Source organism: Leuconostoc suionicum (assembly GCF_001891125.1).
GTDB lineage: Bacteria > Bacillota > Bacilli > Lactobacillales > Lactobacillaceae > Leuconostoc > Leuconostoc suionicum.
Window position 1 is genome coordinate 711,000 of sequence record NZ_CP015247.1, and the last position, 25,824, is coordinate 736,823.

At 37.4% G+C, this 25,824-nt stretch carries 26 protein-coding genes and 1 tRNA gene; 23 read left to right on the forward strand and 4 right to left on the reverse strand.

Annotation, left to right across the window (positions count from 1 at the left end; translation table 11 throughout):
* Positions 1-129: 129 nt before the first annotated feature.
* Positions 130-1,803, forward strand: coding sequence for a glycerophosphodiester phosphodiesterase family protein (locus tag A6B45_RS03645; RefSeq protein ID WP_072613390.1), 1,674 nt, complete (start codon positions 130-132; stop codon positions 1,801-1,803).
* 56 nt (positions 1,804-1,859) lie between these two features.
* On the opposite strand, the gene A6B45_RS03650 is transcribed toward A6B45_RS03645, so the two are convergent.
* A complete protein-coding gene (locus A6B45_RS03650; RefSeq protein ID WP_072613391.1) occupies positions 1,860-3,032 on the reverse strand; it encodes a DNA/RNA non-specific endonuclease in 1,173 nt (390 codons plus the stop codon).
* 501 nt (positions 3,033-3,533) lie between these two features.
* On the opposite strand from A6B45_RS03650, the gene A6B45_RS03655 reads away from it, so the two are divergent.
* The 4 genes from A6B45_RS03655 to topA all read left to right on the forward strand — a co-directional run bounded on the left by A6B45_RS03655 (position 3,534) and on the right by topA (position 6,896).
* Positions 3,534-3,607 (forward strand) — tRNA-Ile (locus tag A6B45_RS03655).
* Positions 3,608-3,770: 163 nt separating this feature from the next.
* Positions 3,771-3,941, forward strand: a complete 171-nt coding sequence (locus A6B45_RS10455; protein WP_165784756.1) for a hypothetical protein — start codon at positions 3,771-3,773, stop codon at positions 3,939-3,941.
* A gap of 169 nt (positions 3,942-4,110) precedes the next feature.
* Entirely contained in the window at positions 4,111-4,644 is a 534-nt protein-coding gene (locus A6B45_RS03660) for an HdeD family acid-resistance protein (RefSeq protein ID WP_072613392.1), read from the forward strand.
* Positions 4,645-4,811: 167 nt separating this feature from the next.
* Positions 4,812-6,896, forward strand: a complete 2,085-nt coding sequence (topA, locus tag A6B45_RS03665; protein WP_072613393.1) for a type I DNA topoisomerase — start codon at positions 4,812-4,814, stop codon at positions 6,894-6,896.
* 25 nt (positions 6,897-6,921) lie between these two features.
* Here the strand turns inward: topA and A6B45_RS03670 are convergent, their stop codons facing one another.
* Positions 6,922-7,809, reverse strand: a complete 888-nt coding sequence (locus A6B45_RS03670; protein WP_072613394.1) for a YitT family protein — start codon at positions 7,807-7,809, stop codon at positions 6,922-6,924.
* Between the two features lie 100 nt (positions 7,810-7,909).
* Here A6B45_RS03670 and A6B45_RS03675 point away from each other — a divergent pair, with 100 nt between their 5' ends.
* From A6B45_RS03675 to A6B45_RS03760, 18 genes are all read left to right on the forward strand, one after another.
* Positions 7,910-8,413, forward strand: a complete 504-nt coding sequence (locus tag A6B45_RS03675; RefSeq protein ID WP_072613395.1) for a hypothetical protein — start codon at positions 7,910-7,912, stop codon at positions 8,411-8,413.
* A complete protein-coding gene (locus A6B45_RS03680; RefSeq protein ID WP_072613396.1) occupies positions 8,413-9,216 on the forward strand; it encodes a bifunctional hydroxymethylpyrimidine kinase/phosphomethylpyrimidine kinase in 804 nt (267 codons plus the stop codon). The genes A6B45_RS03675 and A6B45_RS03680 overlap by 1 nt, the downstream gene beginning before the upstream one ends.
* Positions 9,217-9,272: 56 nt before the next feature.
* The gene (locus A6B45_RS03685) at positions 9,273-10,475 is read left to right on the forward strand and encodes an isochorismate synthase (RefSeq protein WP_227005786.1); all 1,203 of its coding nucleotides are present in this window, start codon (positions 9,273-9,275) and stop codon (positions 10,473-10,475) included.
* Positions 10,453-12,078 carry a 2-succinyl-5-enolpyruvyl-6-hydroxy-3-cyclohexene-1-carboxylic-acid synthase gene (gene menD, locus A6B45_RS03690; protein ID WP_072613397.1) on the forward strand — a complete coding sequence of 542 codons (1,626 nt, stop codon included), beginning with the start codon at positions 10,453-10,455 and terminating at the stop codon, positions 12,076-12,078. Before A6B45_RS03685 ends, menD begins: the two co-directional genes overlap by 23 nt.
* Positions 12,075-12,875, forward strand: coding sequence for a 2-succinyl-6-hydroxy-2,4-cyclohexadiene-1-carboxylate synthase (gene menH, locus A6B45_RS03695; RefSeq protein ID WP_072613398.1), 801 nt, complete (start codon positions 12,075-12,077; stop codon positions 12,873-12,875). The genes menD and menH overlap by 4 nt, the downstream gene beginning before the upstream one ends.
* Entirely contained in the window at positions 12,862-13,962 is a 1,101-nt protein-coding gene (gene menC / locus A6B45_RS03700; RefSeq protein ID WP_072613399.1) for an o-succinylbenzoate synthase, read from the forward strand. The genes menH and menC overlap by 14 nt, the downstream gene beginning before the upstream one ends.
* A 13-nt stretch (positions 13,963-13,975) precedes the next feature.
* On the forward strand, positions 13,976-15,241 hold the full coding sequence (locus tag A6B45_RS03705; protein ID WP_072613400.1) for a tetratricopeptide repeat protein: 1,266 nt from the start codon (positions 13,976-13,978) through the stop codon (positions 15,239-15,241).
* Between the two features lie 39 nt (positions 15,242-15,280).
* Positions 15,281-16,486: a CCA tRNA nucleotidyltransferase gene (locus A6B45_RS03710; RefSeq protein ID WP_072613401.1), complete on the forward strand. Its 1,206-nt coding sequence runs from the start codon at positions 15,281-15,283 to the stop codon at positions 16,484-16,486.
* Positions 16,473-16,970 carry a dihydrofolate reductase gene (locus A6B45_RS03715; RefSeq protein ID WP_072613402.1) on the forward strand — a complete coding sequence of 166 codons (498 nt, stop codon included), beginning with the start codon at positions 16,473-16,475 and terminating at the stop codon, positions 16,968-16,970. Before A6B45_RS03710 ends, A6B45_RS03715 begins: the two co-directional genes overlap by 14 nt.
* Before the next feature lie 9 nt (positions 16,971-16,979).
* The gene (locus tag A6B45_RS03720) at positions 16,980-17,834 is read left to right on the forward strand and encodes a DegV family protein (RefSeq protein ID WP_004164228.1); all 855 of its coding nucleotides are present in this window, start codon (positions 16,980-16,982) and stop codon (positions 17,832-17,834) included.
* 139 nt (positions 17,835-17,973) lie between these two features.
* Positions 17,974-18,960: a nucleoside hydrolase gene (locus A6B45_RS03725; protein ID WP_072613403.1), complete on the forward strand. Its 987-nt coding sequence runs from the start codon at positions 17,974-17,976 to the stop codon at positions 18,958-18,960.
* On the forward strand, positions 18,957-19,505 hold the full coding sequence (locus tag A6B45_RS03730; protein WP_072613404.1) for an ECF transporter S component: 549 nt from the start codon (positions 18,957-18,959) through the stop codon (positions 19,503-19,505). Before A6B45_RS03725 ends, A6B45_RS03730 begins: the two co-directional genes overlap by 4 nt.
* A 141-nt stretch (positions 19,506-19,646) precedes the next feature.
* Entirely contained in the window at positions 19,647-20,360 is a 714-nt protein-coding gene (locus tag A6B45_RS03735) for a nicotinamide mononucleotide transporter family protein (protein ID WP_072613405.1), read from the forward strand.
* 91 nt (positions 20,361-20,451) lie between these two features.
* A complete protein-coding gene (locus A6B45_RS03740; protein WP_072613406.1) occupies positions 20,452-21,360 on the forward strand; it encodes an SGNH/GDSL hydrolase family protein in 909 nt (302 codons plus the stop codon).
* Entirely contained in the window at positions 21,345-21,959 is a 615-nt protein-coding gene (locus tag A6B45_RS03745) for a YpmS family protein (protein WP_036090520.1), read from the forward strand. Before A6B45_RS03740 ends, A6B45_RS03745 begins: the two co-directional genes overlap by 16 nt.
* Entirely contained in the window at positions 21,946-22,173 is a 228-nt protein-coding gene (locus tag A6B45_RS03750) for a YozE family protein (protein ID WP_004164222.1), read from the forward strand. The genes A6B45_RS03745 and A6B45_RS03750 overlap by 14 nt, the downstream gene beginning before the upstream one ends.
* A 22-nt stretch (positions 22,174-22,195) precedes the next feature.
* The gene (ylqF, locus tag A6B45_RS03755) at positions 22,196-23,050 is read left to right on the forward strand and encodes a ribosome biogenesis GTPase YlqF (protein WP_072613407.1); all 855 of its coding nucleotides are present in this window, start codon (positions 22,196-22,198) and stop codon (positions 23,048-23,050) included.
* Positions 23,043-23,804, forward strand: coding sequence for a ribonuclease HII (locus A6B45_RS03760; protein ID WP_072613408.1), 762 nt, complete (start codon positions 23,043-23,045; stop codon positions 23,802-23,804). The genes ylqF and A6B45_RS03760 overlap by 8 nt, the downstream gene beginning before the upstream one ends.
* Here A6B45_RS03760 and A6B45_RS03765 read toward each other — a convergent pair.
* Positions 23,788-24,429, reverse strand: a complete 642-nt coding sequence (locus A6B45_RS03765; RefSeq protein ID WP_072613409.1) for an energy-coupling factor transporter transmembrane component T family protein — start codon at positions 24,427-24,429, stop codon at positions 23,788-23,790. The genes A6B45_RS03760 and A6B45_RS03765 overlap by 17 nt on opposite strands.
* Positions 24,426-25,799 carry an energy-coupling factor ABC transporter ATP-binding protein gene (locus tag A6B45_RS03770; protein WP_072613410.1) on the reverse strand — a complete coding sequence of 458 codons (1,374 nt, stop codon included), beginning with the start codon at positions 25,797-25,799 and terminating at the stop codon, positions 24,426-24,428. Before A6B45_RS03770 ends, A6B45_RS03765 begins: the two co-directional genes overlap by 4 nt.
* Positions 25,800-25,824: the final 25 nt, after the last annotated feature.

Sequence of the window (25,824 nt, forward strand, 5' to 3'; positions counted from 1 at the left end):
ACATTAATTTGTTTTAATGGTAACATGAGATTGTTCAGGTTACGTACTATGAATAGTACTGGCTTGCGCTTTCTTTTTTATGTTTAAAATAAAATTTATAATATCGCTGAAATTCGTGAGAGAATATTTATGAAGAGAATAAAATTAAATACACTTTTTAAATGGGTAGTCGCCTTGTTTATTTACAACCTCGTTGCTAAAATAATCATTTATTTTGCTCAAAAAACGTTACCAGACTTTTATCGAGTTGATACGAGTAGTCTAACTTCACTGACTGATTCAGCTTCGAAATACTTAGGATCTTTATTAGGAATAATTGCGGTTTATATTGTTCTTTGGTTTATGTTTGCAGGTATTGTATTACACTTTCTTCGGCGTTCGTGGGGAGAGGAAAGCGAGAAGCATTTTATCAGGCAGTTATTGTCTTACAAATTACATATTTCAATAGCGGCATTTATTATTTTGATGATCCCTTTAGTTGAATTTGGGTTAAAAGTGCCATTTGCTCAATATCTTGCACTACCCAAAACTTTTGTTGATACGGTGAGTGGATTTTGGGCAAATACGACTTTCACAGTGTGCTATCTTGTACTGATCTTGTTGTTAATTAAATTCAGACACATTAGTTATTTTGCGATTTATCAAGATTATTCCTTATTGGACGCTATCAGGACATCTGCAAGAGAGGGCATGACCTCAGCAATACTGTTATTCTTAAAATCAATAATTCGTTTGGTGGTAGCTAGTGGCATTTGTTTTGCGCTATTATATTTTGTGCAGTTATTTGCTGATACTTTTTTTGACGTGAATAATAGACGCCTCATTGCTAATGTCTTACTTGCCATTACAAGTGCGTTAATGTACGTTATTACTGCATATATCTTAAACCTGTATGTCGCTCTTTTGACAACCGACCACAAAAAAGATTCTGAAACAAAATTAAGAGGTTCTTCGATATTTTTGCAAGGACTCATGCTCATAGCCATTGGGGCAGGCAGTACTTTGCTTTCCGGTAATTATTTTATATCGCCAAGAGAAAAATATTTAGTGATTGCACATAAAGGCGTTTCATATCCGAATGCCGTCCCAAACTCGTTAATTGCTTTGAAAAAAACTATTGCTACTCATCCGGATTACATTGAAATTGACATTCAACCCACCAAAGATGGCGTATATGTTTTGACACACAATACTAAAATAAAAACAGTCTCGGGGGACACGCTTGACATATCAAAAACAAATTGGTCGACTTTGAAAACCAAAAAAGTTGCAGAAGATGGGCATCAATTCTATTTAACTAGCTTTTCGAAATATATTGATTTGGCTAATAACAAAAAACAAAAATTATTAGTAGAATTGAAATTGAATCAAACTGTAACTGATGAACAATTAAAACAATTTGTAGCCAAATATGGCAAGCAAATGAAGGAAAATAAAAGTGAAATTCAATCAATGAACCAAAACGTTATTAAACGAATATATCAATACACTAGTTTAACTACGGGATTATTATCACCCGTTAAAAATACGGTTGATGGAAATAAAATTAGTAAGTTCTATGCTATAGAATATTCAAAGGTTGATGCACATTTATCCAACCAAATTAGACACCATAACAAAGATTTGTATAGTTGGACAGTTAATGACAAGCTTGATGTTGAAACGGCCTATATGATAGGTGTCAATGGCGTGATTACAGATAAGCCACGAGAGACACGGACGATTCTAAAAAACATTAGTGAAAGGTTGACTTATCGTAGAGCATTTATTTCTATGATTTTGAATCAGCAAAGTGATATTTAATTCAATTTTTTTGAGTTCGTGAAAAATAACTATGTACGCCCGTGAGGGCTTTTTTGTTAACGCAATGATTTACGATATCCTGCCGCTTGGGCTTCTGCTTCACTATTAAAATAAACAGCGTTGCTACTGTTCATATAGTAGCCAGCTTGACCAGGGACATGATAAATATGTGATTTTGAGTTTCCGATAATTTGTTGACTTTCACCAGTGTATGTTTGTGTTGCTGCAGATTGATTCTGTGCTGCTTGTGCTTGGGCAGATGACGCTGCTGCAGAATTAGCGGCTGCTTGAGATGACTCGGCGGCTGCCTGTGATGCACTAGCTTCACTTGCAGCTTTTTGTGCAGCAGCTATTGAAGATTGTTCTGCTTCGGAACTAGCTTGGGCAGATGACGCCGCTTCAGAACTGGCTCTGGCAGATGAAGAGGCTGCCGCAGAGCTAGCTTCTTCTGCAGCTTCATTTTGAGCGGCTAAGTCAGCCTTTTTGTGTAATGTATTTTTGGCCGTTCCATCAGCATAATTAATAATTGCGTTTGAACTGTCATTATTTAGGTAAACTACTGTTGCACTGTCATTACCATCTTCTTCACGGTATGATTTAAGACTAATCTTAACTTTCTCTCCAGAGCTAGAATAGCCTACGTAAGATAGGCGAATCTGTCGTGGCAGGAGTTCGTTGCCACTATACATTGGCGTAACTTGATAATCTAAACGACTTGATTTGTGTTGCTTAAGCCATTTTGTGAGACCTCTTTCATAATAAAGCATAGCTTTTTTATTACTAGCATTTGATTTTTTAAGCGCACCAGTATTTAGGTAAGCTGTCTCTGGGACTAAGTTTTTTGCTTCATCATTTAAACCGCTGAATTGGTAGCCAATCAGGTGTCCGCGATTGAATAGCCATGACTTACCAATAGACGCATTGGCTTTTTTATATTTGAACTTATAGTTGTGCCAACCAACAGGATTGTAGTTTAGTTTTGTCGCTTGTTTTGCGGTCGGTTCTTCAGCATAATTGAGCTGAATATGAGCATCAACCGCACGCTTTTGACTATCTTGATCAGCTAGAACAAGTTGTTTTTCGTTTTTGAAATTAAGAGGATGCTGCTCAGCACCACTTAGTTTGTCATTCCGATAACTATCAGCAGCAACACCTAAAGCAGGGTATATCGTACTAGTGGTAACCACTAACACTGCACTGATAGTTACTTTTTTTAGTAACTTTAACATAATAAATTCTCTCCCGAACAGTTTAACGTGGATATTTGGCACGTATTGAACAATTATTTTTTTATTTTTAAGCGTAAGCTACCATACTTTCTTAATTATAATACTTCTAAAGTACGACATGCAAATATACTTGTACAGACTAGTTGTATGATATATAAATTTAAAAAAATTTATATATCATACAAGGTATTGACGGAACTTAAAATGCTGATATAATAAATTTGTAAGCGTTTTCTTATATTGAGAATTCGTTTACACAACAATAATTTTCTGACAATGGTTCAGATGCTCCTTAAATATGTATGCTGAAATGTGTACAAAAAATAAGATGTGGTCACGGAAAACCATATCTTATTTTTCAATATTTATGTTTTTCAAGTTTAATTTATTATGTTTTGATGATATAATTTAAACTGGTTGTGACCTACGATAGTTTCGAAAATATAATGATGTAAAATTACCAATTTTATTTCAAAGTACTATTGTGGGGCATTACTGTCTGGACCATTAGCTCAGTTGGTTAGAGCAAACGGCTCATAACCGTTCGGTCGTTGGTTCGAGTCCAACATGGTCCATCTATTTATTTCAATTTAGTAGGAGCTTGTCTTCAAATTGCCTTTCTGATATGGCTTTTTTATAGATACCAATCAATAAAAACGAAATAGGCTAAGAACAACCAAACAGAGTATTTTGGTTGTTTTTATTTGCTACTATTTTAAGTGAAAGGAGGATATGTTAATGAGTCGAGATATTATTTACGATACATTGCGAAAAAATCAGCAAGAGAACTATACCAATGCTTATTTGAATAAAGGCATGCGATTATTTGGGACTGCGCCTATGGTAACTATGGGGGTGGCAATTACAGGTTATACGACCGAGAGTGGTTTTTATTCAGATAAGCATTAATAATAGGAAATGAAAAAGTCAGCCAGGTTAGTTTCTGGTTGATTTTTATTTTCACAAAAAGTAGGTGCTGAATTAATTCTAAAGCATCTTAAACACCGAGAGTAATCCAAAAATGAGAATTAGCCACTAAAAGCGTATAATATGAAGCGAGTGAGAAGGAGGATTGATAATGTCAGACATATTTTTAAAGAAACTACGCAATATTATTAGATTTGATGCTATTGTGTCAATTATTTTTGGTGCTCTGATACTTTTCTGGCCAACGCATAGTGCTTCAGTAGTAGCCGCTTTAATTGGGTTAGCTTTTATTGCAATAGGTATATCGCACATAGCATCCGTATTCGATAGAAAAAATGAGGACGGTTGGGCTCGTGTGGGTAATTTGGTTATTGGGGCAGTCTACTTTATCGCTGGTGTATTCACCTTTATAAACTTGTATGCAGCAACTACCTATTTGTTTATAATTGTTGGCTTGCTTGTTGGTATGACATGGATACTCGAAGGAATTATTGAATTTGGATCATTGAAGTATTACACACAAAAAGGGTGGGCGATGTTTTCAGCTTTCATCAGTATTATTGGTGGAATCGCGTTACTGTTTGCGCCCTTGCTTAGTGCAATCTTCCTTTGGCAATTACTTGGGGCCTCTTTACTGGTACTAGGTATTATTAAACTGTTACATTTCTTTGCTTGGAAAAGGTAAAACTTATTTCCCAATTACAACGCCGTCTGCTTAGATTAATTCTGGACAGACGGTTTTGTGTTATAATCAAATCAATTTTAAATTATAAAGTCTTAAACAATTTGATTAGTGACTGATGTAACAGAAAATACTATATTTAAATATAAAAGATCGCGAGGAAATTTACTTTGGCAGAAACCAAAACAGCAACAAAAAAGAAAAAAGCAGCACCACGAAAGAAATCTAAAATCAAAAAAAATTTAGTTATTGTTGAAAGCCCATCGAAAGCAAAAACAATTGAAAAGTATTTAGGTCGCAACTATAAAGTAGTTGCTAGCCTTGGCCATATACGGGATCTGCCTAAATCCACACTAGGTGTTGATGTCGAAAATGATTATGATCCCAAGTATATTAATATTCGCGGAAAAGGCGATGTTATTAAGGGATTACGCAAGGAAGCAAAAGCTGCAAAAGCCGTTTATCTGGCTTCCGATCCGGATCGTGAAGGAGAAGCAATAGCTTGGCATTTGCAGCATATTTTGGATTTGAATCCTGAACAACCTAATCGAGTTGTTTTCAATGAAATCACAAAGGATACGATTAAAAATTCCTTTAAAACACCGCGTATTATTAATCAAGATCTTGTTGATGCACAGCAAGCACGTCGCATTCTTGATCGATTAGTAGGTTATTCAATATCACCTATTCTTTGGAAAACCGTGAAGCGTGGGTTGTCGGCTGGCCGCGTGCAGTCTGTGGCCTTAGGTTTGATCATTGCGCGTGAACGTGAGATACAGGCTTTTCAACCAGAAGAATATTGGACGCTGGATTCTATGTTTAAAAAGAATCGCACCAAATTCAAATCAGTATTCTACGGATTTGATGGAAAAAAGCAGCCATTGCCAGATAATGACAGTGTGCAAGATGTGTTGAAACGGATTAACAAAGACGGCGATTTTGACATTGTTAAGGTAGATACAAAGCAACGCAAGCGTCAGCCTCAACCACCGTTTACAACGTCAACAATGCAGCAAACAGCCAATACGCAGTTAAAATTTAGAACGCGTAAAACAATGATGGCTGCACAACAGCTATATGAAGGTATTAATCTGGGCAAAGGATTAGGCCAAGTCGGATTAATTACTTATATGCGTACAGATTCGACGCGTATTTCATCTGTTGCAAAAAATGCTGCGGCACAATTCATTCACGATACATGGGGTGAAGAATACTCACAACATAAGCCAGTGCAAGGAAAGCTACAGGAGGGAGCTCAGGATGCCCATGAGGCCATACGACCTTCTGATGTCAATCGGACGCCAGATTCTATCAAAGATAAACTAACTCCTGATCAATTTAAGCTATATTCTTTGATTTGGTCCCGATTTGTTGCTAGCCAAATGACACCAGAAATTTTAGATACAATGGCTGTGACAATTGAACAAAACGGTGTTATCTTCAGAGCTAATGGTTCTAAAACCAATTTTGAAGGATTTACAAAGGCGTATCCAACAGCAAAAAAGAAAGATAATGTTCTGCCTTCGTTGAGCGAAGGAGACAAGGTGAGTTTGGCGAATACAGATCCTGAACAACACTTTACTTTGCCACCAGCACGCTATTCTGAAGCAACGCTAATTAAAGCCTTAGAGGAAAATGGCGTAGGGCGTCCATCAACTTACGCCCCAACTTTAGATACGATCCAACGGCGGAACTATGTTCGTGTTGATGCGCGTAAGTTTGTGCCCACTGAACTGGGAGAAATTGTTCAAACGATTGTCGAAGAAAGTTTTCCTGATGTGACAAACATGAAGTTCACGGCTGCGGTTGAACATGAGCTAGATGAGGTTGAAACCGGTAATAAACACTGGGTACCAGTCATTGATTCATTCTTTAAACCCTTTCAAAAGGAAGTCGAGAAAGCCGAGACATCTCTTGAAAAAATTATTATGCATGATGAATTGGCAGGGATCGATTGCGAGGTCTGTGGTGCGCCCATGCTAGTTAAAATGGGGCGTTATGGCAAGTTTTATGCCTGTGCACGTTTTCCCGATTGTCGTAATACAAAAGCAATTGTTCAGGAAATAGGTTTGTTATGTCCAAAGTGCCATAAAGGACAAATTGTTCAGCGGAAAACTAAACGTGGACGAACGTTTTATGGTTGCCAAAGATATCCCGATTGCGACTTTGTAACTTGGGATAAACCCACTGAAAAGACATTAGCTGATGGTACAACACCAAAAGATGATGAGAAGAAAGAAACAGTCAAAAAATAAAAGCCACAATTTTATATTGTGGCTTTTATTTTAATTTGAATATTGATTTTTTGGGACGAAGATAAGAAAAGCCTTCGCCAAGCTGTTCTTGCGTTGTAAATATGGAAACAAAAGCTTTGGGATCAACCTGATCAACAATGCGTCGGACTGTGCTGACTTCTGAAGGGTCAACCACAGCATAAACAACACGTTGATCTCGATGAGAGTAGCCTCCTTCGGCTTTAAGCAAACTAGTACCACGATCAAGTTCATCCATAATCGCATGTGACATTTCTTCTGGGTATTGTGTAAAGATCATAAAAGACCTTGCATCATAAGCACCTCGTTGCGTCATGTTAACAACCTGCGAAAATACAAATGAAGCAATCAGTGTGTACATCATGTGAACAATATCAATATAAACAAGTGATAACAGTAAAACACAGGCATCTAGGATAAACATTGTCCGTCCAATAGGAATGCTGAATTTTTGCTCTACAATACGAGCGACAACGTCACTGCCACCTGATGTGCCACCAAAGCGGAATACAATACCTAAACCAAATCCGGCAACTATCCCGGCAATTATTCCAGCAATCAGCATATCATGATGAAGTGCAGGAGGAGTAGGAACAACTTGCCACAACCAAAGCCAAAATGATAGAGATGCAATGCCCCAAATAGTGTAAATCAGTGCACGACGCCCTAAAATACGATAGCCAATAAAAAGTAAAGGGACATTAAGTAGTAAGTTAGTATAAGCAGGATTCCACTTAAAAAGTGCACGCAAAATTAGTGTGATACCGGAAATGCCACCTTCGGCTAGGTCATTAGGAATGTTAACATTAATCAACCCCCAACCATACATTCCCGTACCAATTGCAATCATAATTAAGTCTTTAATAGAAATACGTTCTAGATTAGTTGTTTCCATCGTCAAAACCTCGCAATATCTCGTAAAATTAATCATACCATATATATGGTGGGAAATTTATCACTTTATTTGGTATAATAGTTAGTGATTAGAGGTTAATATGGCAGATTATAATAATTATAAACGACCACAATTTTATAAAAAAAGACATCCAGTACGTAATTTTTTTATCGTGCTTGTAATTTTAATTGTTGTAGCGTTGAGTATTTTCATCTACATGAATTATTCAACAGCACAAAAAACAACCACACCAATTGAACAGAAAACCAGTACAAACAGTACAATCGAAGAAAATTCTGATTCAACTTCTGAAGATAGCAGTTCTTCGGATGAAAGTGAATCAAGTGATTCTGAGTCATCGTCAAGTGAATCAAGTTCGTCGTCATCTTCAAGTAGCTCAAGTTCATCATCTTCAAGTAGTTCAAGTAGTGTCGCTGATTCAGCACAATTGAAGGGCAAAAAGATTAGTGAAGCTATTGCATGGGCTAAAGAAAACAGACGTACTTATTCATGGAACATTACATCAGGTGGGAATGATGCCGTTGTGACGCAAATTACAGACGATGGACAGAATATTAGTTTTACGGCATCGGCTGATCAATAATGGTTAAGAAGTTACTAACAATTGCTGGATCTGATTCACTTTCAGGTGGTGGGATTCAAGCTGATTTAGCTACATTTAATGAATTTGGATACTTTGGGTTAAGTGTGATCACAGGTATTGTGACCGTAACAAACGACAATTTTAAAATTTATCCAACTGATTTAAAAATTATTCAAGCACAACTTGATTCAACGTTAGCATTAGATGATATTGCTGCGATTAAAGTTGGCCTATTACCCACAGTTGATATTATTGACTTAGTTGTTGAGTATTTAAAAAATGTCGAAGTACCTGTTATTGTTGATCCCGTGATGGTGTTCAAAGAAACGGATAGTACAAATACTTATTTTTTGGTACAAGCAATAAAAAATCAGTTATTACCATTAGCCACGGTCGTAACTCCAAATCTTGATGAGGCACAATTATTATCTGGCTTAACGATTAAAAGTCTAGACGACATGAAAGCTGCGGCAAAAGTTATTGGTAGTTTTGGAGTCAAGAGTGTTGTAGTTAAAAGTGGCGCGCGACTCGCTGGTAATCAAACATTTGATCTTCTGTTTCACAATAACCACTACACGATATTTGAACAGGAAAAAGTGATGTCAAATATACCCATGAACAACGGGGCAGGCTGTACTTTTTCATCCAGCATTGCGGCCAACATCGTAACGTCCAGTGTTACGGATGCTGTAGCGGATGCAAAAGCATTTGTACTTGCGGGTATTGAAAATGGTGTGATATTAAATAAAAATTTTGAAGTAGGCAATGTCTGGCAGGCCGCTAGGCGCCTGCGCAACAACTAAAGTAAAAGCGACAGATCAACATCTGTTGCTTTTTATATGTTAAAGGCACATGTGAAATGGTAATCATAGACGAATTGATACGATATCGACGCACGCTAAGGTCGATAGATCGCAGTTTATTAAATCAAATGTTAGATAATGTTCAAGTTGCTGCATTCTTTGAAACTAGTGATAAAAAAAGCACAATGTACGCATTTGGACAAAAAAAAATATGGTCAAAAATGCCAGATAAAACAGATTCGATTGTTTTTGGTGCCAGCTCTTTTGATGATCAATCAGAAGCAGGAATTATGAAGGGTTTTTGGTTTGAGCCTGAATTTTTAGTTTTATTGCAAAATAATCAATTACTATCTAGTACTACAGCTATTGACAATTATTTAATGCAGCTTAGTCAATTAAAAGAACCACAAGCACCGAAAATTATCGATGAAAGTGCTGAGGCTGATTGGCAAATAAGGGTGGAGAATTTAATTAATGAGTTGAGCGTTAATCGAAGTTTAAAAAAGGTGGTTTTTAGTCGGCAACAGCAAGTAACATTATCATCAAAATTGGTTCTTTCTGAAGTCATACCAGCACTGCAAAAACAGCAAAATGTTTATCATGTGGCCCTCAAAAGGGATACTGAATTATTTATAACTGCCACACCAGAGCGACTAGTTAAAATAAATGATAATCAAGTAGAAACAGCAGCTGTGGCCGGTACAATTCGTCGCGGACAGATTGGCCTAGAAGATGTTAAACTGGGTAAAGAGCTATTGAATAGCGAAAAAAACAATCAAGAGCATCGTTATGTTGTGGATAATATTGTTCAGCAATTGGATAGTTTAACTAAGCAACTGCATGTGCCAAGTAAGCCTTTCTTGTTGAAAAATAAGCAGGTGCAACATCTTTATACGCCAATCCAAGGCACATTAGCTGACAACATTTCTATTAAAAATGTTGTCCAAAAATTGCATCCAACCCCGGCTCTGGGCGGTTTACCAAGAAAAGAAGCTTTGGCATATATTCGTAATTATGAATTGCATCCCCGAGGCTTATTCGCATCCCCAATAGGATATTTTACAAAAAATAATTTCGGAGAATTTGTTGTTGGTATTAGATCAATGTATGTTAACAGCCAAAATGCTCGTCTGTTTGCAGGCGCAGGTATTGTCGCTGATTCAGATAGCCAACAAGAATATCACGAAACAACTTTAAAGTTTCAACCAATGCTTGAGTTACTGGAGGAACTATCAAATGACGGATACACTAACTTTTAATACAAAGCACTTACTTCAGGCACTATTTGAAAGTGGCATTCGACATTTTATTGTGTCTCCTGGATCCAGAAGTACACCGATAGCCTTACTTTTAGCAGAATATGCAGAACAGAATAATGAAATTAAATTATTTGTTGACGTTGATGAACGCTCAGCTGGATTTTTTGCTCTTGGAATCGCCAAAACACTTTTGGAACCTGTTGCCCTGCTAGGAACATCTGGCACTGCAATTGCAGAGTATATGCCAGCAGTGGCTGAGGCGTATGCTGCAAACATACCATTAGTCGTACTATCAACTGATCGACCCCAAGAATTGCAGTTCAATGGAGCGCCACAGACCATACCGCAAAGTAACTTGTTTGGTCAATTAACAAAACAGGCAGTTTTAATACGTTTGCAAGATATGCACAGCGATGTGACAGAGTATATTGATTTCATGGTACAAAAGGTGGTTAACTTATCTATTACTGCACCACGTGGCCCTATTCAAATTAATTTGCCACTTCGTAAGCCGTTAATGCCTGGATTAGCTCGCCAAGATGAGGTGCATGTTCAACGAGTAGTTTTTGAGCAGCAAACCGTGCAATATCATTTACCACCAATAACGGCAAAAAGATTATTAATATTGGCTGGTCCAAATGTTTTGGATAGTTATGATGATAGTTTGAAAAATTTTGCTATTAAAAATAATGTACCTGTCATTGCCGATGTGCTGAGTCAAAGTAGACACACATATACAATTCATGGCATAGATGTTTTACTTCAGGCACACAAGATTAATGCTGATCTAAAGCCTGATTTAGTTGTTCGATTTGGTAAGACGCCAGTGTCTGCACGTGTATTACAGTGGCTAAAAGAGGAAAAAATTTTAACTTGGCATGTTGATGAAGATGCTGGTGTAGATCATACAAGGCATATTGCACGAGCAATTAAGATGTCGCCAAATGATTTCCTGGAAAACATGCATTTGACGCTGTTTAAAAATCAGATTGATTTTAATCAAAAGTGGCTGTCTTTGCCTAAAGTAACAAAAACCCGTAACGAAATGAATATTATAACCGCTTTGGACGATGCTGTTCCAGATGATACGCATATTTTTGTAGCTAACAGCATGCCAATACGTGACATGGATAATTTTTTTACTGGCAACCATACGCAGCGTATTTATGCAAACCGTGGAGCTAATGGTATTGATGGCGTGATATCGAGTGCATTGGGCATGAGCGCAGTGGTTAAGCAGCGGAGTATTTTGTTGACAGGTGATTTGACGTTATTTCATGATATGAATGGTTTAATGATGGCTAAAAACTATCAGTTACCGTTAGATATTATCGTAATTAATAACAACGGTGGGGGCATTTTCTCATTTCTACCGCAGGCCGGCGCACCAAAGTATTTTGAACAATTATTTGGCACCCCATTAAATATTGACATGAAAAAGATTGCTGATTTATATGATATAGACTATCATCAATTGAGTGTTCCAGAAGCATTAAGCCAAATTTTACAGACTCCTTCAAAAAAGACGAGACTGATTGAATATAAAAGTGATCGCCAGCGGAATAGAGATGACCATCGTGACGTATTGGAGATGCTCAAATGATTATTAACGTCAACAATTATCCTTATCAGGCCTACCTGACGAAAAATAATGATGAAAATCAAAAGTGGCTATTATTGCATGGCTTTATGGGGTCTCATTGTGATTTTAATCATATTATTGATCATTTACCAGGGCAAGTATTGACTTTGGACTTACTGGGGTTTGGTGGTCATACAACGTCGGTTGAAGTTACCAGATTTGAAATGGCTCATCAAATACAAGATTTAGCGACTATATTGAATCAGTTGCACTGGAAAAATATTAACCTACTGGGCTACTCGATGGGCGGTCGATTAGCTTTAGGCTTTACCACGGTGCACAGTGAGTTGGTTCAGCGATTATACTTAGAGAGCACAACTGCTGGATTGAAAACTGCTCAAGAACGTCATGAACGGTGTGTTTCTGATTACGAAAAGGCTGAAAAAATCCAGCAACACTTTGAAAAATTTGTTACGGACTGGGAGCAGATGCCACTATTTGCTACACAACAACATGTTAGTCCAGAGCAAAAAAAGTTTATGCATCAACAACGGATGAATCAGAATCCAATCAACGTTGCGAACTCACTCCGTTATATGGGCAGTGGTGTGCAACCAAACTATTGGCCTTGTTTGAAATCATTACATACACCCACACAAGTTATTGTAGGTGAACGAGATATTAAATTTAACCTTATTGCCGAAGAAATGACAAACTTACTGCCAAATGCCAAAATAAGTATTGTACCCAATGCTGGACATAATACGCATTTTGAGCAACCAGCAGCATTTATTGAGGTACTTGATGTATCGAATTAAAAAGATAACTTTAATACCTATTGCACTGACTATGTTGCAAGCCTTTAAAACGGCGCATCACACCATTAGTGAACGGCCATTAACTATTGTCACCATCGAACTATTGAACGAAGATAGTGGTGAAATAGCTGTAGGTCATGGTGAAGTACAGTCGTTTGCAGACTTCTCGTATGCACCTGAAAATCAATATGTCAGTCGAGAAATTTTAAAAACAGTATTGCTACCACAGATTCGAAGATTTTCTTTTAGTAATCCACAATCATTTTCGAAGCGTTTGAATCAACTGATGCCATTTGCTTCATTTGCTAAGGCAGGTTTAGAAATGGCTGTTTGGGACGCGATTGGTAAATTAACGCATCAATCTCTACAACAAATGATTCATGGCCAAGGGACAACAGTTCCAGTCGGAATCGCTGTCGGTATGGCAGATAGTATTGATGAAGCATTAACGCAAGGATATCAGAGAATTAAGCTTAAAATTGATGCTCATTTAGTTGACTTTGAAAATTTGAACCGACTACTAAACAAATATCCTGAACAACAATTTTCAATTGATGCAAACAGTAGCTTTACAGATGAAAATATGGCACAAATTAACAGGTTACCTGAAAATGTTGGTTTCATTGAACAACCACTTGGGGAAAATGATTTTGTACAGCATGCGGTACTCCAAGCCCATACAAATAAAATCATTAGTTTAGACGAATCAATTAATAATCTTAGCGATGTTGCTACGATGTTGAAATGTCGTTCGGCGAAAGCTTTGACAGTTAAGCAGGGCAAAATTGGTGGTATTTCCAACGCTTTGACGGCCATCCAACTTGTTGATAAGCCATGGATTGGTGGCATGCTAACTAGTGGTTTAGGTAGAAGCGTCGATATAGCAATGAGTAGTTTACCTGAAATTGCTTTCCCAGGAGATATTTCGGATAGCAGGCGTTATTTTGAACGTGATATTATTGAGGAACGTTTGCTTGTGAATAATGGGATTATGTCAGTGCCAAGGAAGTACGGCATTGGCGTGACAGTAGATTTAAATGCGATTTCAGATCTACAAACGGAACAAATGTTTACAATTACTGATTAAAAACGAGGTTATTATGGAAACAAACTATGCGCAACAAATGCTTGATGCTCTTTCAAGTGGGCAACTAGATGATGCAAAAAAGTTTTTTGCACAATCATTACGAAAAGATAGTGATGATTTAATTTATAGTTTAGCAGAGGAGCTATATGCTCTTGGGTTTTTGAATCAGTCACGTCGTGCCTATAAAAAATTATTAGAAAAATACCCCGATGAGGATGAACTTCGTACGGCATTAGCTGATATTGCGATTGAAGACGGTGAGATTGATGAAGCACAAGACTATTTAGCGCAAATTAAGCCTGATTCGCCTTCATACTTACAGGCTTTACTCGTTAAGGCAGACGTCTATCAGTCTGAGGGATTAACAGAATCCGCAGAACACAGTCTATTGCAGGCAGAAAAAATATCCCCAGATGAAGACGTGATTCAATTTGCCTTAGCTGAATTTTATTACGCTAATCAAAGTTACCCCAAGGCGATTCCACGCTATCGTGCGTTGCTGAAAAAAGGCAAACGAGAAATTAGTCGAGTTGATATTGTAGCGCGGATTGGTATGGCGTACGCTCAAGTAGGCAATTATGAGCATGCAGTTGGTTATTTAGAACAAATTAAACCAGAACAGATGACATTAGATACACGATTCCAACTAGCAGTTTTGTATCAAGAAAACAAACGAATCCAAGAAGCGATTGATTTGTTTAATGGTGTATTGGAAGTGGACCCAAAATATACGTCTATTTATCCGATATTGGGACAAGCGTACGAGCAAGAACAACAACTTGAGGATGCTTACCGAGTTTATCAAGAAGGGTTAGCTCAAGATGAGACCAACACAGTATTATACCGTTTAGCTGGGCTGGCGGCAGAAAAACTTGGAGATAATGCTAAAGCTAAAGCATATTATCAAAATGCTTTAGCTTTAGATGATACAGATATACCGTCAATAATTGTTTTGTCTGCTTTGCTATTAAAGCAACGAGAATTTGAAGCAGACATTCAGTTGTTAGAGAAACATATTCAAGAAGATGTTATTGATCCTGAATTTTATTGGCATTTGGCGCGCGCCTATTATCAGGAAAGCAAGGAAGACCAAGCTACTAAATATTGGGAAATGGCTTTACCGTTTTTCCAAGAAAATGCTTCATTTTTGCGTGATATTATTGATTGGTATCATGAAGAAGGTGAACGTGAAGGTGAGATTGACATGATGGTCAGATATTTAAACATCGAACCAGATGATGCTGATATGCAAATGCGATTAGAAAATGCAAAATATTAAAGATACGCAATTGCCGCTATTTTGGTAAAATAGACTCATATGAAAATTACACAATTACCTCAAGAATTTATAGAAGCGCAACCAATATTAACAAAGTTAGAAGATGCTGGATTTGAAGCTTATTTTGTTGGTGGTTCGGTACGTGATACTTTGCTTGGAAAAACGATTCATGATGTTGATATCGCAAGTAGCGCTTTTCCAGAAGAAGTTAAATCATTGTTTCATAATACTGTGGATACAGGCATTCAACACGGGACAGTGATGGTTTTGGACCATGGAACAGGATATGAAATTACGACTTTTCGTGTCGAGTCAACTTACACGGATTTTAGGCGACCTGATCGTGTCACTTTTGTACGTAGCCTCGAAGAGGATCTTAAAAGGCGTGATTTCACAATTAATGCTTTGGCAATGCGGCACGACGGTGAGATATTGGATCTCTTTAATGGCCTAGAGGACATGAAAAAAGGCGTTATTCGAGCCGTTGGGGATGCTGAAAAACGTTTCACAGAAGATGCCCTGAGAATGATGCGGGCCCTGAGATTTAGCGCCCAACTTGGTTTTAATATTGAAGCTGACACCCAAAAAGCATTGGTAGATTTGGCACCGAACTTGGCTAAAATCGCTGTCGAACGAATTCGAGTTGAATTTGAAAAACTATTGTTAGGTAGTCAAGCATCGCAAAGTTTAGAAATGGCTCTACGCGATCATGTCATGAATTATTTACCAGGTCCGCACATTGAAGATTGGTCAAACATTATAGTTGATTTAAATAAAGGCCAGGCTACAAATTACGCCGTGGCTTGGACACATGTATTGTCAAGAGCGCAATTTGATGACACGAAACGTCGTCAATTTATGTACGATTGGAAAATGAGTCGTAACGTAATGAAAACGGTCAGCGCAATTGTTCCTATTGTACAAAATCCAGAGAAGTCAACTGTATTTGATATATATCAAGTTTTAGCTTATCAGAAAGAATTGCTTGAAGTTTTGGCGCTAACCGATAGTCAGCCCGAGACAATTGAAAGAATAAGTCATATAATAGAGATGTTACCGATTACAAAAGCCGCCGATATTAAGATTAGTGGTGGTGAATTGATCCGTTCTGGTATTTTAGCACCTGGGCCTTTATTGGGGCGTGTGCTTAAAGAAATTGAGTATGCTGTCGTTGTTGGTGATGTTTTAAATGATCACGACGCACTTGAAAAGTTTGCAAAGGAGTACGTAAATGACCAAAATTAAAATGGTATGGGCTGAAGATCGTCAACATGCAATTGGAAAAGATGGTGGTATACCTTGGCATATGCCTGATGACCTTAAGCTATTTAGAGATGAAACGGTGAATACCTTAATGATTATGGGGCGTCCAACGTGGCTTAGTATTGGGCGGCCATTGCCTAAACGAACAACTGTAGTTATGACTAGGCAAGAGGACTGGACATCGAGTTATCCAGAAGTAAAAGTTATTCATTCCATTGAAGAAGCCAAGCATTTGATGGCTAAGGAACAGCGAGATATTACGATTGCTGGTGGTGCAGCGGTTTACCGTGAGTTTATGCCTTATGCAACAGATTTAATTATAACGCGAGTTGACGGTGTGATTGATGGTGATACTTTTGTTGATGAGGTGGATTTAACAAAATTTCAACTAAAGTCCAGTGAACCACATGCGAAAGATGATGATCACGATTACGCATTCGTTATCGAACGCTACGAACGCATATAAGGAAAGAATATGTCAAATATTAAAATCGTTACAGATTCAGCTGTAGCATTAACTCCAGAAGAAATTACCAAATATGATATCAAAATTGTGCCACTATCAGTACAAATCGATGGTACAGTCTATGAAGATGGTGTCACTATTCAGCGCGATGAATTTCTTGAAAAGATGATTGAAAGTAAGAGTCTTCCTCAAACATCGCAGCCATCAATCGGCACCTTTCAAGCTGTTTATGATGATATTCATCAGAAATTTCCAGATTCCGAAATTTTAAGTCTTCATTTATCATCAGGGCTGTCGGGAACTGTTCGCGCTGCTGAACAAGCAGCTGCATTGACAAGTGCTAAGATTACAACATTTGACACATTAGCAGCTGACCGTGCGCAAGCATTTGTTGTCTTACAAGCGGCGAAAATGGCCTCCCAAGGGGCTACGATGGCTGAAATTTTACCAGCGGTTGAGAAAGCTCGGGATGAATCGCATATCTTTTTGAGCTTTACTTCTTTGACAAATATGGTTGCCGGTGGTCGCTTGAGTAAAACACAAGGAATTATCGGTAATTTACTTAATATAAAAGTAGGTGCTGGCGTAACAAAAAATGATGGTACCGTTGAAGTGCTTCTCAAAGGTAGAGGTATGAAGACTATTGCTAAATTTAACAATAATGTTATTGCTAAGATGCAAGAGTATAAGGAAGTATTGTCGATTGGTATTTCTCACGCAGGAATTCCAGAGGAAGCAGCTCAAATTGCAGCACGCTTAAAAGCAATTTGGCCTGATATTGAAATTCCAGTTTTAAATACAACACCAATTATTTCTACTCACACAGGCGTAGGCGCATTAGCAATTTTGTACCGAGCGCGTTAACATAAAATTGGTACACTTAAAAAGCATTTATCAAAATCGGCAATTGTGCCGGACTGGTTCGGAAAATCCCAGAATAAAAAACCAAATGTGATGAGTATTTTGATAATATGATTCGCATGTGAACGAAAGGAAAGATGAAATGCAAAAAGTTATTATCGACACAGATCCTGGAATAGATGATAGTTTAGCACTTCTTGTTGCGCTAAATTCTCCAGAATTAGATGTTATTGGAATCACTATCGTAGAAGGAAATGTGCCTACTGAAATAGGTGTGCAGAATGCCCTTAAAGTTCTTGAAGAGGCTGGGAAACCTGATATTCCTGTTTTTGAAGGTGCTTCCTTGCCATTGAAACATGAATATATTAGTGCTCAGGATACGCACGGCTTAGATGGACTTGGCGAAAGCAACATCTCTTCGCCTAAAATTTCTGTGAGTGACCTTAAGGCTTCATCAGCCTATGAAAAGTTGCTTTCAGATAATGAGGATGTTTGGGTCTTGGCGCTCGGGCCGTTGACTAATATTGCTTTGGCAATGGAAAGAACACCTAAAGTATGGGGAAACATGTCTCGCCTAATTATCATGGGCGGTGCTTATCAATCCAATGGTAATACATCCCCAGTGGCCGAATATAATTTCTGGGTTGATCCAGATGCAGCAGAATATGTTTTGCAAAACAGCCCTGTTGTAGCTGAAATTGTACCGCTTGATGTAACGAGAAAAATATTGTTAACACCAAATATTTTATCGTTAATGCAACGTTTAAATCCTGACAAAACAATGTTTATTAACAAAATAATTCAATTTTATTTTGATTTTCACTGGTCACAGGAACACGTTCTGGGTGCAGTCATCAATGATCCGCTGGTCATAATCCATGCACTTTACCCTGAATACACCAGTGGCATAAGTAAATATGTCACAGTAGTCACAGAAGGTAAAGCATTGGGACAAAGCATTGTGGATATAGCTAATTTTTGGAAAAAAGAGGCTAACGCAGTTATTCTAACGGAAGTTGATTCGTTGCATGTCATGGCAGAAATAATAGCTCGCTTATTGAATTTATCCTCATCAAATGTATTAACAGAATTAACTACTATTGCCACAGACCTTGAGGTGTTATCATGAGAAAAATTTCCACTCAACGAATAACACTTATTGCGCTATTTATTGTTATCAACATTATTGGCGGGCACGTTGCTTTGTTAGCAAAATTACCAGTTTATTTAGATACAATCGGTACATTATTAGGTGCGGCATTTTTTGGACCAATTGGCGGCCTAATAGTGGGCGTTTTCACCGCATTAGTCAATGGGGTTACAGGGGATCTTTTTTCAATTTATTTTATGCCTAGTCAAATCGTGACTGCGCTGATGGCTGGTTTCGTATACAGAAAAATAAGTGCTACTGATGTGAAGAATATTTGGTGGTCAGCAGCTATTATATCTGTCCCAGCTACTATTGTGAGCTCAATTATCACGGTTATTTTGTTTCATGGCATTACTTCTTCTGGATCAAGTACAATCGTTCAAGTACTTCATGGATTGGGTTTGAATCAAACCCTTTCTGTCTTCTTAGTACAGGTTGGTACTGACTATCTTGACCGTATAATTGGTGTGTATGTGGTGGCGGCAGTGTATAGTATTATTGTTAATCGTATTAATATAAAATAGTTCATATACTTTTCGATATATTGGCCTGAATATGCCGTCTAAAACTATTCCGAGCGTTCACGGCAGATCGGCCCGATAACAACAAACTGATGAGCACGTTGCCGTTTCGGTGTTCGAAAAACAAACGGAGGGCATTTTATTATGCTGACTTTAATGCAAAAACTTAACCGATCAAGGATTGTTGACATCGTTGGAATTTTGATAGTTATTTTTATGGCTTATAGTTCGGGGTATTTGTTTAATAATTTGACTAACATAGAGATGTTTGCACATGATAATTGGGCGAAGTATGTTCCTTTTGGTATTATTTCTGTTGTATCATCAAGTTTATCAATAATATCAACTCGTTTAACATCTCGTCTGAATAAATTTGGTAATGTTGTTGGTACAATCAATACATTGATTTCCGGAACAATTGATTTTATGTTAGGGAACAGTGGAGCAATTTTAACTTATCCGCTTTCGTTTCTTATCAACGCGGCTTCTGTTGGTGGCTGGATGCATTATGGTGATAAGCGGGTTAATCGCGTGATCGATTTCAAAAAGTTATTTTTTGTTATGGTCCTTGGTGTAATAGCTTTGAGTTTTGGACTGAATTATTTAGCATTTCAAAGCACAAGCCCACTGTTTTGGCTATCAAGTACAGTTTTTGCTTTATCTTTAATTCCCAATGTTATGAATATTTTTAAAATTGAAGATCAATGGTTGTTCTGGATAGTCTACAATGTTGTCCAATTAGCTAAAGCCTTGACGCAAGGAAACTTTGCTAATGTTGGTAAATATTTATATTATATTGCTAATAGTAGTGTTGCATATCCAGTGTGGCGTGCAAAGCGTCAAAATAATAAATTATAGAAAAAATAAGGAACGAAGTAAAATTCGTTCTTTGTACATAGTGCCCATTTACGCTATAATGGTTACCAGTAAAGTTTCAGGAGAATTGCGCATGCGAAAATTTGCCATTAGTTTCATAGCTATCTTACTGATTGGCATTGGTGCGTTCTATGGTATCAAAACTTGGGAGAATCAAAAAAATAATTTAAATAATTCTCAAAAATCGGTGCAGAAAGTATCACATATTAACTTAGTTGCGTTAGGGGATTCTCTAACTGAGGGTGTTGGTGACGAAAAAAAAATGAAGGGGTACTCCGGGCGTATTGCCAAGGAAATTCGTTCAAATTACGATGTTAGTGTAACGGTTAGTAATTTTGGTAAAGCAGGGGACCGCTCCGATCAGATTCAAAAGAGATTGGACACCCAACAAAAATTTCAAACTCATCTTAAAAAAGCTAATGTAATTGTAATGACTTCTGGTGGGAATGATTTACAACAATTACTTTTGAAGAACGTTTTGGCAACCTCACAAAAAACTTTGTCGGCTGCTGTTGCAGCGGGTCAAAAATCTTATCAACAAAAACTATCTTCTTTAATTAAAGATATTCGTTCTTATAACTCTGATGCACCAATATTCATATTTGGAAATTACAATCCGTTATATGTCCATTTTGCTGACCGTTCAGACTTTAATGCCGACGTTAAGTTATTTAATGCAATCAATGCCAATGCCGCAAAAAAAGATGGTAATGCATACTTTGTAAATATTTTTGATTTGACCTACGGTCAATTTAAAACAGTAGCACAACGTAAAAAACTAGTCAAAGAGGCAGCTAGCTCAAATAGTAGTTCAAATTCGAATGCTGCTATGACAGCTGTATTGACGGGTCAAAAAGGTGTTAACAACGCATGGATTAGTACGGAAGATAATTATCATCCTAATAATAAGGGCTATAATTACATGACAACACAGTTATTTAACAAAATGAAAAAGGAAGCAAAGCAATGGCTGATCAAATAATAGCTAGATCGAAAAAAATAGTCAAAAAAAAGAAGCCAATTTGGTTTTGGCTTTTTTGGGGTTTAATATCTATATTATTGGTAGGTGGAATTTGGCTTTTCAACGATGCTACTGGGCCAGTAAAAATAAAAGACAATGTATCCAAGATCAGTAAATCAGACGCTACGTTTGATGTGTCCTTAAACAAAAAACAAATCAATGCCTTAGTTGCTCACTATCTTAATGATACAGATAATAGTGGATATACTTTTAAAATTGGGGATGACGTGATGATGTATGGTAGCGCCAAACTTTTGGGTCAAAAATTTAATTTTGGTATGGCTCTTGATGCTAAATTAACGCCTAATGGGAACATTGTTATGCAGGCGAAATCTTTAGCAATTGGTAACCTATCGTTGCCGATTAAAACTGTGATGAGTTACGTCAGATCAAGTTATGATGCGCCTGAATACGTCACAATCGTACCGAAGAAGAAACAAATATTCATTGATATGAGTAAGTTACCCACAACGCAAGGCATTAAATTTAAAGCAAAGGTCATTAATATAAAAGCAGATCAGTTTGTTTTCCAAGGAGGTCTTGCTAATGAGAAAAAGTGATCGTTCATTTTACAATTGGTTAATGACGAATCGTAATTCTATGGCAGCCAATGAAGTGCAACAATTTGCAAACAACGCCTTTTTAGATTCGTCATTTCCAAAACAAAGTAGCGATTTTGATGAATTGTCAAAGTACTTAGAAGAGAATACAACCTATTTAATGAGTATGACAACATTTGATGAAGCGTGGTCACTATACAACGCTGAGCGTTAATGTTAGAAAGGACATATGTTTAATGGCACAAATAATTCAATGGTTCCCTGGCCATATGGCCAAAGCTTTCCGTTTGATGCGGGAAAATTTAAAATTAGTCGACGTTGTTTTTGAGCTAGTTGATTCCCGTATTCCCGAAAGTTCTCGTAATCCTGAAGTGGATAAGTTAATCGGCAATAAGCCCCGTTTGTTAATTATGACTAAAGCTGATTTAGCAGATCCTGATCAAACACGGGCATGGAAAAAACATTTTGAAGCACAAGGATACACAGTACTTGTTCTCGATACGCGTGACCCAAGGACTCCGCAATTAGTGACTAAAGCAGCTCGACGAGCAGTCGAAGCAAAAAAAGCAGCACAACTAGCAAAAGGTATTCAAGATCAGCCTATTCGCGCCATGATTTCTGGGGTGCCAAATGTCGGTAAGTCAACATTATTGAATCACTTGGTAATGAAAAATGTTGCGCCAACGGCGGATCGACCAGGTGTAACGAAGAAAGTTGCTTGGCTAAAAACGCCAACAAAATTAGAATTACTCGATTCCCCAGGAGTGCTCTGGCCAAAGTTTGAAGATCAGAACATCGGCATGAAACTAGCATTAACAGGAGCGGTGAAAGATACAATCTTTGCCAAAGATGATGCTGCACTATTTTTGATTAACTTTTTTCGAGAGTATCGACCAGAGGCCATTATTGAGCGATATTATTTGAACGACAATATTTTTGATCAAGAAAATGTAGATGTTTTATTATCCATCACAAGCAAATTAGGATTCAAAGACGATTATGACAAGGCCAGTGAACGAATACTAAATGATCTTAGAAAAAATAAATTAGGGGCGTTTACACTTGATTTAATTGAGATGAAAAATGACTGACACAATTGCAAATATTAAATTACAATTGAAAAATATGTCGCCTAACGATGGGCAGTTGCTGATTTGGCAACAAGATAAACGTGTTGGCGTACAAAATGCTCTGAGGGCTTGGCAAAAAAAACAAGTGATGGTTCAGGAAAAACGTGAGCATTTTTTGTCGCGTTTTGATATTGAGCGTCAGTACTGGATGCAAGGATACGATTTAGTTGCTGGCGTGGATGAAGTTGGTCGTGGGCCTTTAGCTGGTCCAGTTGTTGCAGCAGCTGTTATTTTACCGCATGATTTTGATGTTTTAGATGTCATAGATTCTAAGCAGTTATCTGCAAAAAAAAGAGACGAATTGTACGACAAAATTATAGAAAAAGCAATTTCTATAGGTGTTGGTAGCGTAGAAGCCTCAATTATTGATGAAATTAATATTTATGAAGCAGCACGTGTTGCGATGACAGAGGCAGTCAACCAGTTGGCTCCCGTACCTGAAGCTTTATTAATAGATGCTATGCGGCTAGATTTAGATTTGCCGCAAGAATTTTTAATTAAAGGAGATGCACGAAGTAATTCTATAGGTGCAGCTAGTATTATTGCAAAGGTCACACGTGATCGCCTAATGGCTTCTTATGGTTTAAAATATCATGGTTATGGTTTCGAAAAAAACGCTGGATACGGTACAAAAGAACATCTTGAGGGTATAAAAAAAATCGGCATTACACCGATTCATCGTAAAACATTTGCACCTATTAAAGATATATTATGATGCACTGTAATATGACTAAGAGACTGATTGCCATCGTCCAGTCTCTTTTTTTGATTACAATTGTTTTAAAGTGTGTCCGCTCAGCATTTTCGGTAAATCCATGTGAGGCCATAGCTTCTGCTAAACGAGTTGACCATCGGAGTGAGACCAAAATAGCTTTGAAAAATAATTGTGGTGAGTAAAATGTTAAAGATTCACCACGCATTAAGGCTGCCGTTCGAATAGTTTGAATTTCTTGTTTAACACGTGGCACAAAAGATAATGCACCGCGTAGACCGTAGACAAAAGTGGTTGGCACACGAAATTTTTGTTCGAGTGTGTCTAGAAGCAGGGTCATATCCGTTGTAAACGAAAAAGCCGCTCCTAGGAATATGTAGGCAACAATTCGAGTCATCATGATAATTGCCATGTCATGGGAACCAAAAGTTGTAAATGATGTCCATGCACCTAAGACAGGTAATATAGGCATGACAATTAATAGCAAATAACGTTTCCAAGACAGTTTTGAAAGAACAAGATAAATACCAGCAACAATCGTTACAACAACATTGATTTGATAATTTAGGATAAAAGTTAGTTCGATGCTAACGATAAGTATAAGTAGAAATTTAACACTTGGATTCATAAAAAATGCTCCATATATTGTAAAGTTTGATTAGATAGATGCAAATGATAATCAATGATTGGGCGTAGCTGATCTAGTTGATGACTAATAATAATAAAACGTTGTCGTCCAATGTCTGCGATTTCTCGTAAAATTTCGCCTACAACACGAACAGAATCTGTGTCCAGACCAGCAATAGGTTCGTCTAACAATAATATTGGTGTGCCAACAATTAACATCACCAAGAGTTGAACTTTTTTCTTTTGCCCGCCAGAGAGCTGGTAAACGACATGATCCTGTAGCCCATCCAAGTTTAAGCGCTCTAAGTAACGAGTAATGACTTTTTCGGACCATTTTTCTGGTTGTTGTGCATGTTGCATGCTCAACGCGATTTCCTCACGAATCGTCATTCGTAAAAATTGCCGTTCTGCATTTTGAAATATCAATGCTACTTGTTTTGCATATTTGGCAGCATTAAATTTTTTGATATTTTGGTCCATAAACAAAATGTCACCTTGGTAGGATTTTAGACGAGTGAGAGCATTGAAAAGGGATGACTTTCCTGTGCCATTTGCTCCGGTGAAGAGTGTAATTCCACTGGGGGCCAAAGGTAAATCGGAAATACTAATTAATTGACGTTGCCCCACTAAAAGTTCAAAATTTTTTAATTGCAAAACACCTTCTTTAGGTAATTGCAGGTGAACATTTTGTTCCGGTAAGATACGATTTTGAAAGTTACTAACAGTTGCTACTTTTTTGTGGTGTATTTCCCACACATGATCAACAAGTGGTTCGTACCCGTGTAAATCGTGATCAGTGATTAATATAGTGGTTTGTCCCTGTTTTTGTAAATCTTTTAATTTAGCTAATAGATCCTGGCGAGATTGGCTATCCACATTTGCAAACGGTTCGTCCAATAATAAGAAATCACTTTGCATTGCAACAATGATAGCTAATGCAACTTTTTGCTTCTCACCACCTGATAAGGTGTTAATGTCTTGATGGGTTAAGTCTGAGATACCAACAAATTCTAGAGCGTGCGTTGCACGTTGCTTGATATCAGAAGGATGAACTTGCAAGTTTTCTAAAGTGAAAATCAATTCATCCAGTGGTGTTTTCATAACAAATTGGGTGTCTGGATCTTGAAATAAAAAGCCGACGACTTTAGCTTTCTCGTTAGCTGGTAATGTGGTAACTGATTGATCATTCACAAGTACTTCACCTTTTAGTTGGGGATATAATCCTGCAAATATTCGGAGAAGGGTTGATTTTCCAGAACCAGATGGACCGATTAGTAGGTTAAAACTATTGTGAGATATTGACATGGTGGTGTCATCAAGTATTTTTGTATTGCCATATGACAAACTGACATGTTTTAAATGAGTAACCATAATAATTTCCTATGTACGCGGAAAC